The sequence below is a fragment of the Xaviernesmea oryzae genome, assembly GCF_900109605.1.
Lineage (GTDB): Bacteria > Pseudomonadota > Alphaproteobacteria > Rhizobiales > Rhizobiaceae > Xaviernesmea > Xaviernesmea oryzae.
Genome location: NZ_FOAM01000021.1, coordinates 13,580 through 29,176, shown reverse-complemented (window position 1 = coordinate 29,176; position 15,597 = coordinate 13,580). Strand labels below are relative to the sequence as shown.

16 protein-coding genes are annotated in these 15,597 nt (G+C 61.7%); 7 read left to right on the top strand and 9 right to left on the bottom strand.

The window, feature by feature from the left end:
* Positions 1–13: 13 nt before the first annotated feature.
* From BMX61_RS21015 to BMX61_RS20985, 7 genes are all read right to left on the bottom strand, one after another.
* The gene (locus BMX61_RS21015) at positions 14–1,087 is read right to left on the bottom strand and encodes an ABC transporter ATP-binding protein (protein WP_075625546.1); all 1,074 of its coding nucleotides are present in this window, start codon (positions 1,085–1,087) and stop codon (positions 14–16) included.
* 4 nt (positions 1,088–1,091) lie between these two features.
* Positions 1,092–1,904, bottom strand: coding sequence for a carbohydrate ABC transporter permease (locus BMX61_RS21010; RefSeq protein WP_075625545.1), 813 nt, complete (start codon positions 1,902–1,904; stop codon positions 1,092–1,094).
* A 22-nt stretch (positions 1,905–1,926) separates the two neighbouring features.
* Positions 1,927–2,859 (bottom strand): carbohydrate ABC transporter permease, encoded by a 933-nt coding sequence (locus BMX61_RS21005; protein ID WP_075625544.1) that lies wholly within the window; start codon positions 2,857–2,859, stop codon positions 1,927–1,929.
* A 127-nt stretch (positions 2,860–2,986) separates the two neighbouring features.
* Positions 2,987–4,246: an ABC transporter substrate-binding protein gene (locus BMX61_RS21000; RefSeq protein ID WP_075625543.1), complete on the bottom strand. Its 1,260-nt coding sequence runs from the start codon at positions 4,244–4,246 to the stop codon at positions 2,987–2,989.
* A gap of 37 nt (positions 4,247–4,283) precedes the next feature.
* A complete protein-coding gene (locus BMX61_RS20995; protein WP_075625542.1) occupies positions 4,284–5,459 on the bottom strand; it encodes a PLP-dependent transferase in 1,176 nt (391 codons plus the stop codon).
* Positions 5,456–6,175 carry a FadR/GntR family transcriptional regulator gene (locus BMX61_RS20990; RefSeq protein ID WP_170854992.1) on the bottom strand — a complete coding sequence of 240 codons (720 nt, stop codon included), beginning with the start codon at positions 6,173–6,175 and terminating at the stop codon, positions 5,456–5,458. Before BMX61_RS20990 ends, BMX61_RS20995 begins: the two co-directional genes overlap by 4 nt.
* A gap of 324 nt (positions 6,176–6,499) precedes the next feature.
* On the bottom strand, positions 6,500–6,991 hold the full coding sequence (locus tag BMX61_RS20985; protein WP_075625541.1) for an Lrp/AsnC family transcriptional regulator: 492 nt from the start codon (positions 6,989–6,991) through the stop codon (positions 6,500–6,502).
* Positions 6,992–7,154: 163 nt separating this feature from the next.
* Between BMX61_RS20985 and BMX61_RS20980 the strand changes: the two genes are divergently transcribed.
* Genes BMX61_RS20980 through BMX61_RS20960 form a run of 5 tightly spaced genes read left to right on the top strand, consistent with a single transcriptional unit; the run spans position 7,155 to position 11,109 of the window.
* On the top strand, positions 7,155–7,934 hold the full coding sequence (locus BMX61_RS20980; RefSeq protein ID WP_075625540.1) for an ABC transporter ATP-binding protein: 780 nt from the start codon (positions 7,155–7,157) through the stop codon (positions 7,932–7,934).
* Between the two features lie 39 nt (positions 7,935–7,973).
* Positions 7,974–8,747 carry a transporter substrate-binding domain-containing protein gene (locus BMX61_RS20975; protein WP_075625539.1) on the top strand — a complete coding sequence of 258 codons (774 nt, stop codon included), beginning with the start codon at positions 7,974–7,976 and terminating at the stop codon, positions 8,745–8,747.
* 9 nt (positions 8,748–8,756) lie between these two features.
* The gene (locus BMX61_RS20970; RefSeq protein ID WP_075625538.1) at positions 8,757–9,497 is read left to right on the top strand and encodes an ABC transporter permease; all 741 of its coding nucleotides are present in this window, start codon (positions 8,757–8,759) and stop codon (positions 9,495–9,497) included.
* Positions 9,494–10,183: an ABC transporter permease gene (locus BMX61_RS20965; RefSeq protein ID WP_075625537.1), complete on the top strand. Its 690-nt coding sequence runs from the start codon at positions 9,494–9,496 to the stop codon at positions 10,181–10,183. Before BMX61_RS20970 ends, BMX61_RS20965 begins: the two co-directional genes overlap by 4 nt.
* A 20-nt stretch (positions 10,184–10,203) precedes the next feature.
* Complete coding sequence (locus BMX61_RS20960; protein ID WP_075625536.1) at positions 10,204–11,109, top strand: homocysteine S-methyltransferase family protein; 906 nt, start codon at positions 10,204–10,206, stop codon at positions 11,107–11,109.
* A gap of 232 nt (positions 11,110–11,341) precedes the next feature.
* On the opposite strand, the gene BMX61_RS20955 is transcribed toward BMX61_RS20960, so the two are convergent.
* The gene (locus BMX61_RS20955) at positions 11,342–11,965 is read right to left on the bottom strand and encodes an alkylhydroperoxidase domain protein (protein WP_075625535.1); all 624 of its coding nucleotides are present in this window, start codon (positions 11,963–11,965) and stop codon (positions 11,342–11,344) included.
* Positions 11,966–12,189: 224 nt separating this feature from the next.
* Positions 12,190–13,269, bottom strand: coding sequence for a LacI family DNA-binding transcriptional regulator (locus BMX61_RS20950; protein WP_075625534.1), 1,080 nt, complete (start codon positions 13,267–13,269; stop codon positions 12,190–12,192).
* A gap of 192 nt (positions 13,270–13,461) precedes the next feature.
* On the opposite strand from BMX61_RS20950, the gene BMX61_RS20945 reads away from it, so the two are divergent.
* Both BMX61_RS20945 and BMX61_RS20940 read left to right on the top strand, forming a co-directional pair.
* Positions 13,462–14,481, top strand: coding sequence for an ABC transporter permease (locus tag BMX61_RS20945; RefSeq protein WP_075625533.1), 1,020 nt, complete (start codon positions 13,462–13,464; stop codon positions 14,479–14,481).
* 31 nt (positions 14,482–14,512) lie between these two features.
* A complete protein-coding gene (locus tag BMX61_RS20940; RefSeq protein WP_075625532.1) occupies positions 14,513–15,523 on the top strand; it encodes a substrate-binding domain-containing protein in 1,011 nt (336 codons plus the stop codon).
* The last annotated feature ends 74 nt before the right edge of the window (positions 15,524–15,597 follow it).

Below are 15,597 nucleotides of genomic sequence, written 5' to 3'. Positions count from 1 at the left end.
CCGGCCTCCTGACTTACATGACCGCCAGTCGGTTTCCGCTCTGGTCGAAGACATGCAGCCGCTCTTTGGGCAGATTGATCCGTAGCGTGGCTTGAGGCTGGAGGAGCGCGCGGTCGGTCGTGAACAGTTTGAAACTTTCGCCGTGAACGATGAGATGGAGAATGATGCCAAGGCCGGTCGGCTCCACCAGCTCGACCGCGGCGTCGATCTGGCCGTCTGGCGCGACCGTCACATGCTCAGGGCGAATGCCGAGTGTTACGGTCTCACCATCGGCTGCGGGAATGCGGACCGAGAGCGGAAGCCTGTAGCCCCTGGAGAGAACCACCGTGCTGTTCTCAGGTCCCTGCTCGCAGCGTCCCTCCAGGAAATTCATGCCTGGCGAACCGATGAAGCCGGCCACGAACAGGTTTGCGGGTCGGTCGTAGAGGTCGAGCGGCGCACCAATCTGCTGCACGGAGCCGGCATTCATCGCCACGATCCGCGAGGCGAGCGTCATGGCTTCGATCTGATCATGGGTCACATAGACCGAGGTCGCGCCGAGTTCGGCATGCAGGCGCTTGATCTCGGCGCGCATCTGCTCGCGCAGCCGGGCGTCGAGATTGGAGAGCGGCTCGTCGAAGAGAAAGGCCTTCGGCTTGCGCACGATGGCGCGCCCCATGGCGACGCGCTGGCGTTGTCCGCCGGACAGCGCCTTAGGCCGGCGCTCCAGATAGGGATCGAGGCCGAGCTTCCCGGAGGCGGCGCTGACGGCGGCGGCGATGACCTCCTTCGAGCGGCGGCGCAGGCGCAGGCTGTAGCTCATGTTGTCGGCGACATTCATATGCGGATAAAGCGCATAGGACTGGAAGACCATCGCGATGTCGCGGTCCTTTGGCTTCAGGTCGTTGACGCGCTGCCCGTCGATGGTGAGCGTGCCCGAGGTGATGTCCTCCAGCCCCGCGATCATGCGCAGCAAGGTGGATTTGCCGCAACCCGAGGGGCCGACGAGCACGACGAATTCACCGTCCTTGATGTCGAGATCGACCTCGCTGAGAACCGAATGGGTGCCGAAGGATTTGCCGACGCGGCTGAGCGCGATGGATGCCATGAGACTAACCTTTCACGGCGCCGGCCGTCAGGCCTTGCACGAGATAGCGTTGAATGAGCAGGAAGAACAGGCAGGCCGGGATCAGCGCCATGACGCCCGCCGCCATCATCTGCCCGAAATCGACGGAGAACTTCGACACGAAGGTCAGCAGCCCGACCGGGAAGGTCGCGCTCGTATTGCCGGAGATCAGCATCAGCGCGAAAAGAAGCTCGCTCCAGGCCGCGGTGAAGACGAAACCGAGCGTGGCGGCGATGCCGGGCAGCGTCAGCGGGAGAATGATTTGCCGGAAGGCGATGAAGCGGCTCGCCCCGTCGATCATCGCCGCTTCCTCCAGATCCTTAGGGATACCGTCGAAGAAGGACTGCATCAGGAAGGTCGCGAAGGGAACGTTGAAGGCGGTATAGACGATCACAAGGCCCGTCAGGCTGTTGGTCAGGCCGAGTGGCGACAGCATCTTGAAGATCGGCGCCACCAGCATGACCAGTGGAAACATTTGGGTGATCAGCATCAAGGCCACGATGGCGTATTTGCCCCGAAAGCGGAAACGGGACAGGGCATAGCCAGCCAGCGACGAAAGCACCGTGACGGCAACCGACGTGGAGCAGGCCACAATCAGGCTGTTCTTGAAGAAGGTCGGAAAGGCGCTGTTTTCGATGACAAAGCGATAGTGTTCGAAGGTCGTATGCGATGGCCACAAGCGAACGCCTTCGCTGTAGAGAAGATCGTTGGGCGTGACCGATACCTTCAACAGCCAGAACAGCGGAAACAGCGCGAAGACGATATATGCGAGAATGGCCGCGCGGTGCGCGATGGTCATGAGGATTCTGCCGGTCACGGGGTCAATCCTTCTCGATCAGGCGCTGGCGGATCACGACGATCAGCATCGAATAGGCCAGCAGCAGGACCAGGAGAACGAGCGCGATGGCCGAGGCATAGCCGAAGTCGAGCCGGCGGAACGCCTGGGTGAAAATATAGCTCGCGACGATCTGGGTGCGGTCGGCCGGACCGCCATTGGTCATGACGATGATGAGATCGGCGAAATTGGCGATCCAGACGGTTCTGAGCAGAATCGTGATGGCGATGGTGGGCGCGAGAAACGGCAGGGTGATCGACAAAAACCGCTGCAGCGGTCCTGCCCCGTCGATGGCCGCCGCCTCGTAGATATCGCGCGGAATGGCCTGGAGCGCGGCAAGCAGGGTGATGGCGAAGAAGGGAATGCCCCACCAGACATTGGCGATGATCGGCCCCCACATGGCGAGATGCGGATCGGCGAGGATGTTGTCAGGCGCCGAAAGGATCCCCAGTGCCGCCATCCAATGCGGCAGCGGGCCAATCACCGGATTGAAGAGCCAGGCCCAGTTGAGACCGGCGAGAAAGGTGGGCACCGCCCAGGGAAGAAAAACCAGCGCCTGTGCAAGACCACGTCCGGGAAAGGGCTTGTCGAGCAAGAGCGCCAGCACGAGACCTAAGGCGAATTGAAGAAAGACCGAGGCGCCGGTCCACCACAACGTGTTCTTCAGCGCGCGATAGAAGGCATCGTCGCGCGCAAGCGTCTTGAAATGCTCCAAGCCGATAAAGGCGCCGGAGAAGGGATTGAGCAGCTGAATGTCCCGGAACGCGTAGGACAGGCCGAGAAGAAGCGGCACCAGCATCACGGCGACGATCAGCGTCAGCACCGGCGCGGCATAAAACCAGGGCTCGGCCGCATCGGCAAAGCGGCGCATTGCGGGCTTTCTCGCGGCGCCGGATCGCACGGCTTCGGGGTGGGACATGGAAGGCTCCTCGCGCGCGGGCGACAGACGGCGCAAAGGCCATCACGCACCGCAATCGGCGGCAGTCTGTCAGCATACGGGGTGGAATGCCCGAGGCGGCGCCCCGGGCATGTGCTTGAGACAGGATTTACTTGGACGACAGGAACTTCTGCTGCGCCTTGGTCATGTAATCCGCCCACTGCTTGGCAAGCTCTTCCGGGGTGATGTCGCCGAGCAGGGCTTCCTGCGAGGTCTTGATGACAAGAGAGTCCTTGAAGAAGGCGAACTCTTCCAGATGCGTCGGCATCTTGGTCGGCACGGCATTCTTGTCCGCCAGCTCGTCGAACCAGCCCTTGAACTGCTCGCTGGCGTAGAACGGATCCTTTTCCGCTGCGAGATGCACGGGCAGCGCGCCCGTCTTCTTGTTCCAGGCGATGTTGCCCTCCGGACCTTCAAGCGTCTCGATCAGCTTCCAAGACAGATCCTTGTTGGCCGAAGACGCCATCATCGACCAGCCGGCAAAGCCGATGGTCGGGAATGCCTTGCCATCCGGGCCCTTCGGAATGCCGGTCACGCCGAAATCCTCAGCCTTCATGCGCTGGGCAATGGCGATCAGCGCGTCCGGGTCCTGGTCGAGGAAGGCGCAGGTGCCCGAATAGAAACCGGCCACGATCTCGTTGAAGCCCCAGTTGACGCTGTCCTTCGGCGCATAGCCGTTTTTGTAGAGGTCGATCACATAGGTCAGCCCCTTGATCCAGCCGGGGCTGTCGAAGGTGGACTTTCCATCCTCTGTGAAGAAGGCGTTCGAGCCAGCCATCGACGCGCCGAACATCACCCAGCCGTTCAGGCCGCCTGGGCCGCCGCGCAGGCAATAGCCATATTTGCCGGGGAGTGCCGAAACCTTCTTGGATGCCTCGGCGAAATCTTCGAGCGTCTTCGGTGGCTCGGTCACGCCCGCCTGCTGCAGAAGCTTCTTGTTGTAGAACATGGCGCGCAGATAGAAGCCATAGGGCAGCATGTAGGCGGTGTTCTTCACGTCGCGGCCGAGTTCCAGCGCGCGCGGCGTCAGGCCGCTGGTGTATTGCCACTTGGCCAAATAAGGCTCCAGGCTCTCCAGCATGCCGTTATTGGCATAAAGAGACAGCCAGGTATCCGGCATCTCCATCACGTCGGGCACATCGCCGGCGGAGACCATCGTGGCAAATTTCTGGAAGGCCTCGCTCCAGGGAAGCGAGATGATTTCGACCTTCGTGCCCGGGTTCTCGGCCTCGAACTTCGCGGTCAGGCTCTTCAGCGTTTCTGTCCGCTCCGGGCTGGTGATGACCTCGACCAGCTTCAGCGTGGTATCGGCAAGCGCCGTGCCGGCCATCAGGGCGGTGAAGATTGCGGTGGCTACCAGTTTTTTCATTTGCTGCTCCCAGTTTGTTATGGTGATGTCGTCGCGGTCAAAGAGGCGTCGTTGCCACCTCAATCGCAGAAGTCAGATCGGCCCAGAGTGCCTCGGTTCCCTCGAGGCCTACATGAAGGCGAACGGATCGCTCGCTGATGCCGAAGGTGTGCGCGGAATTGGGTTGCGCCTTCTGTTCCAGCACCACTTCGCCCGGCACGATCAGGCTCTCATGCCCGCCCCAGGACACGCCGAGCTTGAACAGCTTGAGGTGATTGGCGAAGGCGCGGATATCGACGCCAGGCTTGAAGATGAAGGAAAACAGCCCTGACGTACCGTTGAGCCCGGGCGGCAGCTGATTGGCCAAGCCGGGGTGGCAAACGGTCTCAACCACATCCAAAGCTTTCAGACGGGTCGCGATCTCCAGCGCGGAGGCCTGATGTGCGGCCATGCGCAGAGGCAGCGTGCGCAGGCCGCGGATCAGCAGCCAGGCATCGAAAGGCGACATCTTGCCGCCGAGATAGGGATAGGCTTCCGCCCTCAGACGGTCGATCAGCGCCTTCGAGCCGGCAACGACGCCGGAAACGACGTCGCTGTGGCCGCCAAGATATTTCGATGCCGAATGCAAGACGAGATCGACACCGAGCGACAACGGATTCTGGAAAATCGGGCTCGCCCAGGAATTGTCGATGACAGAGAGCGCGCCATGCCGGCGCGCCACGGCGGCCAGCGCGCCTACATCATGTGCTTCCATCACCCAGCTGGTTGGGCTTTCGAGATAGAGCAGCTTTGCCCCGGCCATCGCCTTGTCGACCGCCGCCTCGTCACGGCCATCGACATAGGTCACCTCGATCTGCAACCGCTTCAACAGCGTTCCGAACAGCCGGAAGGCATCGGGATAGACATGGCGCACGGCAACAATCCGGTCGCCGGGACCGACGAAGGACAAAACCGAAGCCGAAATCGCGGCCATGCCGCTGGCAAAGCCGAGCGCATCCTCCGCGCCTTCGAGCTTGGCCAGCATCTCCTCGAAAAACCGAACGGTCGGGTTGAGCCCGCGCGTATAGACGGGGCGCGCCTTCTCACCGCGATAGGTGGCCACCATCTCCTCGTAGCTGGAGAAGGTGAAAAGCGAGGTCTGTACGATCGGTGGCACGACCGCCTCGAAGGCATGCGGCGCATCATGCGCGACGATGAGCGATGCGAGATCGTAGAAATCGGAGCCGTGGCTCATTGGGACATGTCCTTGATATCTTCCTCGACGATCCGCAGGATCTTGAGGGTTTCTTCCCGCGCGCCCTCCGCATCCCCGGCCACGACCGCGTTGAACAACGTGCGGTGGAAGGGGAAGGAGCGAGAGGCAAAATCGGGACGGTCGAACGGTTTTGACCAGAAGCGCTCGAATCCCTCGCGCATCTGCTCCAAAAGCTGCCGGAACAGCGGGTTGTGCGTGGAATCATAGATGGAAAGATGGAAGGCCAGGTCGGCCTTGCCTGACGTTCCTTCCGCAAGATGAACCGTTTCCATCTCCACCAGCCGCGCTTCCATGATGGCGATATCCGCGTCCGTTCGACGTCTGGCGGCCGCCATGGAGGCCTCGATCTCGATGCCGCGGCGCACCTCCAGCGTCATGAGAAGTGCATCGCGCAGGCCCTGCGCATCGATCGAAATCGGCATATGAACCGTTCCGGCCGAGATCGGCTTCAGCAGATAGGTGCCGCTGCCCTTGCGGCTTTCGATCACGCCGAGCGCCTGGAATTTACGCAACACCTCGCGAATGGTCGAGCGGCCGACATTCAGCGCCACCATCAATTCCCGTTCCGTCGGCAGGCGAGAGCCCGGCGCCAGGCCGGATCGCTTGACGAAATCAGACAAGGCCTTTTCCACCTGCACCACCCGATCGATCGAGGGGAGCGGCAAGATCATGGCATTGTCGAGGGGTCCAGCCATTGAAGGGAAGCGCCTGATACAAAATTGGTCTGACATCTTACCTATGCATCGTTTGAAGCCTATTTCAAGCGTTTTGCCGAAGCAGGCCTCGACATCATCGAGAGATAGCTGGACGCGCTGTGGATCGCTGCCAGATCCGGCATGAGCAATCAGGTGCGGAAGGGTCTTGCGATCATGACGATGAAAGAGCGAGCGCGGCGCGCCAAGGGCCGGCTCTGCCGGGCTGAAAGAGGTTCGCTTCTCACGGGATAGTTTGGACGCGCCGGCGATCGCGAAGTGCGGATGTCGCAAGGGCGATCCGCGCCTTGGCCCCGGTCCTATGCGTTAGCTTCCGTTCGTATTTTCACCTGCTAGCGGCACGAAGAGACCGAGTTTGACGTCACGCAGGACGACATTGGTGTGCATCCGGCGGATCTGCGGATTTTCAGCCATGATGGCGGCGGCGATGTCGTCATAATGTTCGACATCCTGCGCCGTGACGATGGCGATCAGATCGACGGCTCCGGTTACATAATAGACCTGCTGAATGTGATCCTGCTTTTCCGCCCAGACACGAAACTTGGCGAGCGCATCATAATTGTCGCGTTCGATCTCCATGCCGACAATGAAGACCATCGGCGTTCCCGTGACCTTGCGGTCGACGACGGCGATTTCCGACTTGATGATCCCGTCCTCGCGCAGACGCTTGAGCCGTCGCTGGACCGCCGATGTCGACAGGCCGATTTCTTCGGCGATGGCATCAGCCGTGCGCTGGCAATTGCGCTGGACGATCTGCAGGATGTCACGGTCGAAGCGGTCGAGCTGGTCGGTTGCCATATGTCGCCATCCGGTTTGAAGCCATCGCAAATGGTAAAACTAACCGAAAATCCGCGACAGGAATAGTATTTCGCATATTTTCCGCGTTTCAATATAAAATTGCGGGTAAAAATCCTGATTGTCCGCGATAGTTTGTCCCGATCGTGACGGACCGGAACCCCCTATGGCTGAACTGCGCCCACAGGCACTTTGCGTTGAGAATCTGCACAAGCGTTTTGGGACGCAGGAGGTGTTGAAGGGCGTATCGGCCACCGCTCGCAAGGGTGATGTGATCGCCATCATCGGCTCGTCCGGCTCAGGCAAAAGCACCTTTCTGCGCTGCATCAACCTTCTGGAGATGCCGGATAGCGGGCGTATCACCGTCAATGGCGAGGAGATCGGTCTGAAGCCGGCACGCGGCGGCCATCTGCAGCCGAAAAGCTGGCGGCAGGTCGAGCGCATTCGCGGCGGTCTCGGCATGGTCTTCCAGAGCTTCAATCTCTGGGCGCATATGACGGTGCTGGAGAACATCATCGAAGCGCCGGTCCACGTTCTCGGCCTCAGCCGCCGCGAGGCGATCGACAAGGCGGAGGCGCTCCTGAACAAGGTGGGCCTTTACGACAAGCGCGATGCCTATCCGGCGTTCCTGTCAGGCGGCCAGCAGCAGCGCGCCGCCATTGCGCGCGCGCTCTGCATCGATCCCGCGGTCATGCTGTTCGACGAGCCGACGTCTGCCCTCGACCCGGAGCTCGTCGGCGAGGTGTTGAAGGTCATCAGGGGCCTGGCCGAAGAAGGCCGCACCATGCTGCTTGTGACCCATGAAATGCGCTTTGCCCGCGATGTCTCCAGCCACGTCCTCTTCCTGCATCAAGGACGGGTCGAGGAGGAAGGCCCTCCGCACCAGATTTTCGATGCACCGGTGAGCGCGCGCTGCCGCGAATTCACCGCCACGCTATCGCGCTGACGTTCCGAAAAATCCAAAACCACCCTGGAGACACCCACGATGAAACTGTTTTCTGCGCTGATCGCAGGCGCGGCCTTCGCGCTCACCGCCTTTTCCGCCCAGGCCGATGTCCGCTTCGGCGTCATGAATGAATCCTATCCGCCCTTTTTCGCCAAGGATGCGAGCGGCAAGTGGCAGGGTTGGGAAATCGACCTGATGGACGCCGTCTGCGCGCAAATGAAGGAAAAATGTGAGATCGTCGAGCTTTCCTGGGATGGCCTCATTCCGGCGCTGCAGAGCAAGAAGTTCGACGTGATCTGGTCTTCCATGGCCAACACGTCGGAACGCTCCAAGATCATCGACTTTACGGACAAATATTACAACACGCCGAGCACGCTGATTGGCCCGAAAGACCAGAAGGCGGGCGCCGCGGCGGCTGACGTGAGCGGCAAGACGATCGGCATCCAGGTTTCGACTGTCCAGTCGGACTACTTCAAGAAGTATTTCTCCAAAGTGGCGCAGGATAAGACCTATCAGACCCTTGATGAAGCTTTCCAGGACCTCCAGGCCGGCCGCATCGACTATGTCTTCGGCGACTCGCTGGCGCTCCAGGCCTTTCTCGACAGTGAGGCCGGCAAGGATTGCTGCGCCAAGATGGGCGACGTGGCTGACGACAAAGAGATCCTTGGCGCCGGCGTTTCGGGCGGCCTGCGCAAGGATGATACCGCGCTGAAAGCCAAGCTCAATGCCGCCATCGCCGCCGTTCGCGCCAGCGGCCAGTACGACGAGATCACCAAGAAGTACTTCAACTTCGACATCTACGGCGCGAAGTAAGCGACCCCGATGGCGACGGCGCAGCAAGGCATTCTGGATCTGCTCTCCCCCATTCCGCCCGGATGGGGCGGCGTGCTTTTGACAGGCGCCGCCTCGACGATCACCATCTCCGCCGGAGCCTTTCTGATCGGCCTTGTCATGGGCACCGGCGGGGCGCTCGGCAAGCTCTCGGGCAACAGGCCGCTCGGTCTGCTGCTCGCCTTCTACACCACCGCCATTCGGGCGGTTCCGGAGCTGATCCTCATCGTTGGCCTTTACTATGCCGGCATGGACGGGCTCAACCGGCTGCTTGCGCTTCTCAACCTGCCAGCTTTCGAGCTGAACGGCTTTGCGGTGGCGATCGCCGTGCTGGGCTTCGTCCAGGGCGCCTACATGACGGAGGTGCTGCGCGGCGCGATGCTGGCCATCCCCATCGGCCAGATCGAGGCGGCCAAGGCCTTCGGCATGGGCCCGCGCTTGCGGTTTCGGCGGATCGTGCTTCCGGCGCTGCTCCCCAATGCCCTGCCGGGCCTTGCCAATCTCTGGATGGCGATCATGAAGGACAGCGCCCTGATCGCCGTCGTCGGCTATCAGGAACTGGCGCTCGCCACGCGGCTGGCAGGCGCCAGCACCAAGCACTATTTCCTCTTCTTCACGGCCTCGGCATTCATTTATCTGGCGCTCACGCTGGTCTCGAACAGGCTCTTCATGCTTCTCGAACGGCGCGTGCGGCGGGGTCAGCCAAAAGTGGCGGGAGGTCTGGCGCGATGAGCTTCTCCTGGATCGATGCTTATTGGCCGCTGCTTTTGACCGGCGCCTGGCAGACGGTGTCGCTGCTCGTCATCTCCGTGTTCTTCGGTTTTCTGATCGCCATCGGCCTTGCCTTCGCACAGGTCAGCGGCGGGCCCCTCACCCGCGCGCTGGCCCAGGGCTATTGTACCTTCTTTCGCGGCACGCCGCTGCTTATTCAGCTCTGGCTGCTCTATTACGGGGTCGGCTCGCTGCTGCCGATGATCCCGGGCATTCGGCAGTCTTTGTTTTGGCCGATCCTGCGCGAAGGCTTCTTCTTCGCTGCCGTCAGCTTCACGCTGAACTATGCGGCCTATGAGGCGGAAGTGTTGCGCGGGGCGCTGCTGGCCGTCCCGAAAGGCGAACTTGAAGCCGGGCGCGCTTTCGGCATGAGCCCCTGGCGGCTCACCCGGCGCATCTGGCTGCCGCGCGCCATCCGCATCGCGCTGCCCACCATTGGAGGCGAAATCGTCATGCAGCTGAAGGCCACGCCGCTCGCTTTTACCGTTACGGTGATGGATCTCTATGCGGTCGCGACAAAAGTTCGCCAGGACACGCTGCTGGTCTACGAGCCGCTGATCGTCGTCACCGTCTTCTATCTCGTTATCACGGCCCTCATCGCCGGCACGTTCCGTCTCGTGGAACGGCAGATCCCGATGCGCCGCTAACCGTCCGGAGCCCCAATCGCATGACCAAACTCACCATTCTCGATGGCGGCATGAGCCGTGAGCTCTTGCGCCTTGGAGCGGAATTGAAACAGCCGGAATGGTCGGCGCTTGCCTTGATGCACACGCCCGAGATCGTGCAGAAGGTGCATGAGGAATTTATCGCGGCCGGGGCCGATGTCGTGACGACGAACAGCTACGCGCTTGTACCCTTCCATATCGGCGAACAGCGATTTCGGGAGGATGGCGCGCGGTTGATCGCGCTGTCGGGACGGTTGGCGCGTGCCGCCGCAGACGCCTGCAAGGACCGCAAGATCTCGGTTGCCGGTTCGCTGCCGCCGATCTTCGGCTCCTACGAGCCTGAAAATTTCGATTCCTCCACCGTGCAACACTACCTGAAGGTTCTGGTCGACAATCTCGCGCCGCATGTCGATCTCTGGCTGGGCGAGACCTTGAGCCTGATCGCCGAGGGCGAGGCCGTTCGTCAGGCTGTTGGCGGCACAGACAAACCCTTCTGGATCTCCTTCACGCTCGATGACACGGCCGAGCGGGAGCATCCCGAGGTTCCGAAATTGCGTTCCGGCGAAACGGTTTTAGCGGCCGCCCAATGGGCGGTTCAATCAGGCGCTGAAGCGCTGCTCTTCAATTGCAGCAAGCCGGAAATCATGCGCAGCGCCGTGGAAACCGCGAGTGGCGTGATCAAGGCCGCACCATCCAGCATGCGCATCGGTGTCTATGCCAATGCGTTCGAAGGCGAGCAGGGCGATTCCGCAGCGAATGAAGGCCTGCACGCCACCCGCGACGACCTGAACGGAGACGCCTATTCGCGCTTCGCCTGCAACTGGGTCGATGCCGGCGCCTCTTTGGTCGGCGGCTGCTGCGGAATTGGCGCCGCCCATATTCACCGCCTGAAGCAGGCGCTGACGTAACAGCGCCTGCCCCCCGCATGGTCGGAAAAGCATTGTCTTTTAACATCGGCCATCGGTCTGAATGCCACCCACGAGACGCGAGTAGCGGTCGGCGCAGCCGTGTGGGCTCTTCGAACGCTGGCCGCCCCTCCCCGATTCCAGCCTTCTGGCTGATCAGGTTCGCTCCCACGGCATCTGCCGGGGCCCAGTGGAATAGGCTTGCACCGAGATCGCCGACCATGCGCAACGGCCGTTAAGCTGATGGCGCCGGCCCCTCTGGTTCACCGAGTGAGAGCATCAATCTATTCGCCCAGTTAAAGAAGGCGGCCGCGAGAATGAAGTCGGCGATTTCCTCATCGGCGAGGCCCGCCTGCCTGAGGTCACGGATCTCGTTTGGTCCAAAAGTCGCCTGCGTCTTCGTCAGACTTGCGGACGCCTTGATAATGACAGCCCAGCGAGGGTCGAGATCGGCGGACACGCCGTCGAGCAGAAGGCGGTCGACATCTGCACCGCGCCCGGAATGAAGCGCGGCGAAGCGGGCGTGGACGGAGGCGCAGAAGATGCAGCCGTTGACACGCGAGACCGCCGTTGCGGCCAGTTCCCGCTCGGCGCGCGGTAGGCCGCCATTGGAATTGTAGAAGATGTCCTTGTCGGTGCGGATGCGGGCGCCCAGCACTTCAGGGTCGCGTGCCGGCAGGCGGAAATAGGGGGACTGGGCGCGGCTTTTCTCCGTCAGCCCTTCGTAATGACGCTCCGTCAAGTCCTCGACCGCGAGCGGGGCAAGAGAAGGAAGCCAATTGAGTTCGTCCTGCGTGAACCGATTGGGCTCACGATTGTCCGGGTGGCTGAGAACAGTTGCAGCTTCGGGCGGAACGATGCGACCGGTCGCTTGGTATTGGCGGGCGGAATGGGGGCGGTGTCCGCTCCTGCAATGATGCTGCCCTGTCCAAGGAGTTCGCCTGCACTCCCCAGTAGCTCATGACCGAGAAGGGCAGATCAACGATCTGATCCGGCACCCTGCTTGCCGAGGCATTTCGCCAATTGGGGAACTCGGCAAGGCGCGGCGCGAGGTGGCTGTCGATCCCGCGGCAAACGATTCGCCTATTGCGCCGGCTGACGTATCCGGGCGCGCGCACGCGCGGGCGTAGTCGAGCCGGGTGCATGGCTGGTGCGCAGCACCAGTTCGGCGCCGACGAGGATCTTCACCGGCGGCTGTGGCTCAGGGGCGGCGATCAGGTCGTCGAGCACCGTCACCGCGAGATAGCCAATCTTGCGCTTGGACACGTCGATCGTGGTCAGGCCGGGTTCCATCGTGGTGCTTTGCGGCAGGTTGTCGAAGCCGATGATCGCGACATCCTGCGGGATCGACAGGCCATGCTCCCGAAGAGCCCGAATGAAGCCATAAGCGATGATGTCATTCGTGCAGAAGTAGCACGGGGCGAGGTCCAGCCCCTCGGCCAGGAGGGCGCGTGTGTCGAGATAGGCGCCCTCATAGGTCGATTCGACAGACAGGATATCGGCTTCCCTGACGGCAAGGCCGAGCCGGGCCATGGTCTTGAAGAAGGCCTCACGGCGCAGGCGGAAATTGGTGGTGTCGACATGCGATGCGACGAAGCCGATCCGCTCGAATCCCTGCATCTGGAAGCGCGACACGACCTTGTGAACGGCATCCTCATTGTTCATGTCGACAAAATTGGCGTCGAGGACGTCATAGAACGTATCGATGAACACGGTCGGCAGGCCCAGGCCCTGGATCATGCGGATATCGGTTTCCGTCAGTTCGGTGCCGAGCGCAATCACGCCTGAGATCGGCGCGCCGGCCAGGGACTCAGCGATCGCGCTGATCGGCTGGCCGTCGAAGCTCACGACTTCGAGCGTATAGTTGCGCCGCGTCGCTTCGGCCGACATGCCGTCGATATAATCCGAGATGAACACGCTATGGTCGCGATTGACCGTGTGGCCGTGCTTGGCGATCTTCAGGAAGCGCAGGGTTTCTCCGGGCTCGGCGCTGCTTCGGCTGGCGCGCGGCACATAGTTGAGGCTAGCGACGGCCTCCAAAACCCGCGCACGGGTTATCCCGGAAATCTCTCCCTTGCCATTCAGCACGAGAGAGACCGTAGCCGGCGACACGCCGGCCGCCTGCGCGATATCCCGGATGGTGAGCTTGCCCGGCTTCTTCATGGACCTGCTGATGTCCTTATGCTGCGACTGCGAATAAATTTACTAAACAACCATGCCTTGTTTGACCACGCCTAGGGCATTTGCCTACGCACCGCAACAGAATTGCCAAGAAAATAGGCTTGTCAGCCCATATCTTCCTTGCTAGCGTTTAGTAAAGCGTGATTTTGTTTAGTAAACAAACGGGAGGAGATCATGCGTAGAACCGGTGGCCAATTGGCGATGCTGGTGGCGATCAACCTTTTCTTGCTCGCTGTCGGCGCCCTGATTTCCGGCTCGTTCCTGTCGGTGTTCAACCTTCAGTCCATGGCAAGCCAAGTGCCGGAGATCGGCCTTCTGGCCATCGGCGTCATGCTGGCCATGTGCGCCGGCAATGGCGGCATCGACCTCTCGGGCATCGCGCTCGCCAATCTCTCGGGCGTGATGTCCGCCGTCATCGTCACCTCGCTCTTCTCATCCACCGAGAGCGCGACGGCCTTCAGCCTGGCCTTCATTCTCGTCGCCCTTCTCGTCGGGCTTGCCGGCGGGCTGATCAACGGCCTTCTGATTGCGCGGCTGAACATCACGCCGATCCTCTGCACGCTCGGCACGCAGATGGCTTTCATGGGCCTGGCGGTCGTCTTGTCGGGCGGCAAGGCGGTGACGGTCGGCAGTCCGGCGCTTCTGTCGAGCATCGGCAACGACATGATCGCCGAGGTGCCGATCAGCTTCCTGATCTTCGTGCTCGTCGCCGCTCTCGTGGCCGCGGCCGTGAAGTTTACGCCCTACGGGCTCTGGCTGATGCTGATGGGCACCAATCCGAAGGCGGCCATCTATGCCGGCTTCCCGCGAAACGGCGTGCTGATCGCCACCTATGCGCTGTCGGGCACGCTTTCGGGCCTTGCCGGCGTGATCATCGCTGCGCGCAATATCAATGTGAAGTTCGACTATGGCAGCTCCTATCTGCTGATCGCCATCCTGATCGCCGTCATGGCGGGCGTGAAGCCCGAGGGCGGCTATGGCCGCGTCATCTGCGTGGTTTTGAGCGCCATTGCCCTGCAGCTGATGTCGAGCCTGCTGAATTTCGGCGGCCTGTCCAACTTCGTGCGCGACTTCGCCTGGGGCCTGCTGCTGCTCACCTTCCTGGCCGTCGGCCGCTACGACATTACCGGTTTCATCGCGCCCGTGCGCCGCCCAGCCATTCCTTCGCCGCCCGTCCCTCAGGCGTCGAAGTAAGGAGGAAGAGGGAAAACTCGTGGAGGAGACTATGACCAATTTCTCGAAAAAGCTTCTGGCCGCAACGACGCTTGCTGCCGTCGCACTCGCAGGCTCCGCCGGCCTTCTCGCCGCGCAGGAGAAGCCCGTTATCGCCACCGTGGTCAAGATCAGCGGCATTCCGTGGTTCGACCGCATGAATACCGGCATCGTCGCCTATCAAAAGGCCAATCCCGACGTCGTCGCCAGCCAGAGCGGCCCGGCTACGGCCGATTCCGCCCAGCAGCTGCAGATCGTCAACGACCTCGTCGCCAAGGGCGTCAATGCGCTTGCCGTGGTGCCCATGGACCCGGCCGTTCTCGAAGGTACGTTCCAGCGGGCGATGGATCGCGGCATCGTGGTCGTCACGCATGAAGCCGACAACCAGATGAACACGAATGCCGACGTCGAGGCCTTCGACAATGCCGATTACGGCGCGGCGCTGAACGAGCGGCTCGCCGAATGCATGGGCAAGGAAGGCAAGTGGACGACCTTCGTCGGCTCGCTCGGCAGCCGCACCCATATGCAATGGGTCGGTGCGGGCGAGGAGAACGCCAAGAAGTATTCCGGCATGCAGCTGGTCGATCCGAACAACGAATCCTTCGACGATGCAAATGGCACCTATGAGAAGGCCAAGGAAATCCTGCGCAAGCATCCCGACATCAAGGGTTTCCAGACCTCGGCGGGCAATGACGTGCTCGGCGTCGGCCGCGCGATCGACGAAGCGGGCTTGAGCGGCAAGGTCTGCCTCGTCGGCACCGGACTACCAAACCCCTCTGCCGATCTCTTGGAGTCCGGCGCCATCACGGCCATCGGCTTCTGGGATCCGCAAAAGGCCGGCATGGCGATGAATGCGGTCGCCAAGATGCTGCTGGAAAAGAAGCAGCTCACTGACGGCATGGATCTGGGCGTCGAGGGATACAACAAGGTCTCGGTCAAGAAGGGCGCGGGCAAGGGCGTGCTCATCCTGGGCAATGGCATGGTGCTGGCCGACAAGGCCACCTACAAGCAGCACATGTTCTAAGCATCGGATCGTCATCCGGCCGGAGGCATGCCTTCCGGCCGGACCCGCCCGGCGCAGCCGCGCCGGTCAGCATG

Bases quoted from the DNA above. Each gene is read 5' to 3' on its own strand.
- BMX61_RS21015 (WP_075625546.1), bottom strand. From the start codon at position 1,087: ATGGCATCCATCGCGCTCAGCCGCGTCGGCAAATCCTTCGGCACCCAT.
- BMX61_RS21010 (WP_075625545.1), bottom strand. From the start codon at position 1,904: ATGACCATCGCGCACCGCGCGGCCATTCTCGCATATATCGTCTTCGCG.
- BMX61_RS21005 (WP_075625544.1), bottom strand. From the start codon at position 2,859: ATGTCCCACCCCGAAGCCGTGCGATCCGGCGCCGCGAGAAAGCCCGCA.
- BMX61_RS21000 (WP_075625543.1), bottom strand. From the start codon at position 4,246: ATGAAAAAACTGGTAGCCACCGCAATCTTCACCGCCCTGATGGCCGGC.
- BMX61_RS20995 (WP_075625542.1), bottom strand. From the start codon at position 5,459: ATGAGCCACGGCTCCGATTTCTACGATCTCGCATCGCTCATCGTCGCG.
- BMX61_RS20990 (WP_170854992.1), bottom strand. From the start codon at position 6,175: ATGGCTGGACCCCTCGACAATGCCATGATCTTGCCGCTCCCCTCGATC.
- BMX61_RS20985 (WP_075625541.1), bottom strand. From the start codon at position 6,991: ATGGCAACCGACCAGCTCGACCGCTTCGACCGTGACATCCTGCAGATC.
- BMX61_RS20980 (WP_075625540.1), top strand. From the start codon at position 7,155: ATGGCTGAACTGCGCCCACAGGCACTTTGCGTTGAGAATCTGCACAAG.
- BMX61_RS20975 (WP_075625539.1), top strand. From the start codon at position 7,974: ATGAAACTGTTTTCTGCGCTGATCGCAGGCGCGGCCTTCGCGCTCACC.
- BMX61_RS20970 (WP_075625538.1), top strand. From the start codon at position 8,757: ATGGCGACGGCGCAGCAAGGCATTCTGGATCTGCTCTCCCCCATTCCG.
- BMX61_RS20965 (WP_075625537.1), top strand. From the start codon at position 9,494: ATGAGCTTCTCCTGGATCGATGCTTATTGGCCGCTGCTTTTGACCGGC.
- BMX61_RS20960 (WP_075625536.1), top strand. From the start codon at position 10,204: ATGACCAAACTCACCATTCTCGATGGCGGCATGAGCCGTGAGCTCTTG.
- BMX61_RS20950 (WP_075625534.1), bottom strand. From the start codon at position 13,269: ATGAAGAAGCCGGGCAAGCTCACCATCCGGGATATCGCGCAGGCGGCC.
- BMX61_RS20945 (WP_075625533.1), top strand. From the start codon at position 13,462: ATGCGTAGAACCGGTGGCCAATTGGCGATGCTGGTGGCGATCAACCTT.
- BMX61_RS20940 (WP_075625532.1), top strand. From the start codon at position 14,513: ATGACCAATTTCTCGAAAAAGCTTCTGGCCGCAACGACGCTTGCTGCC.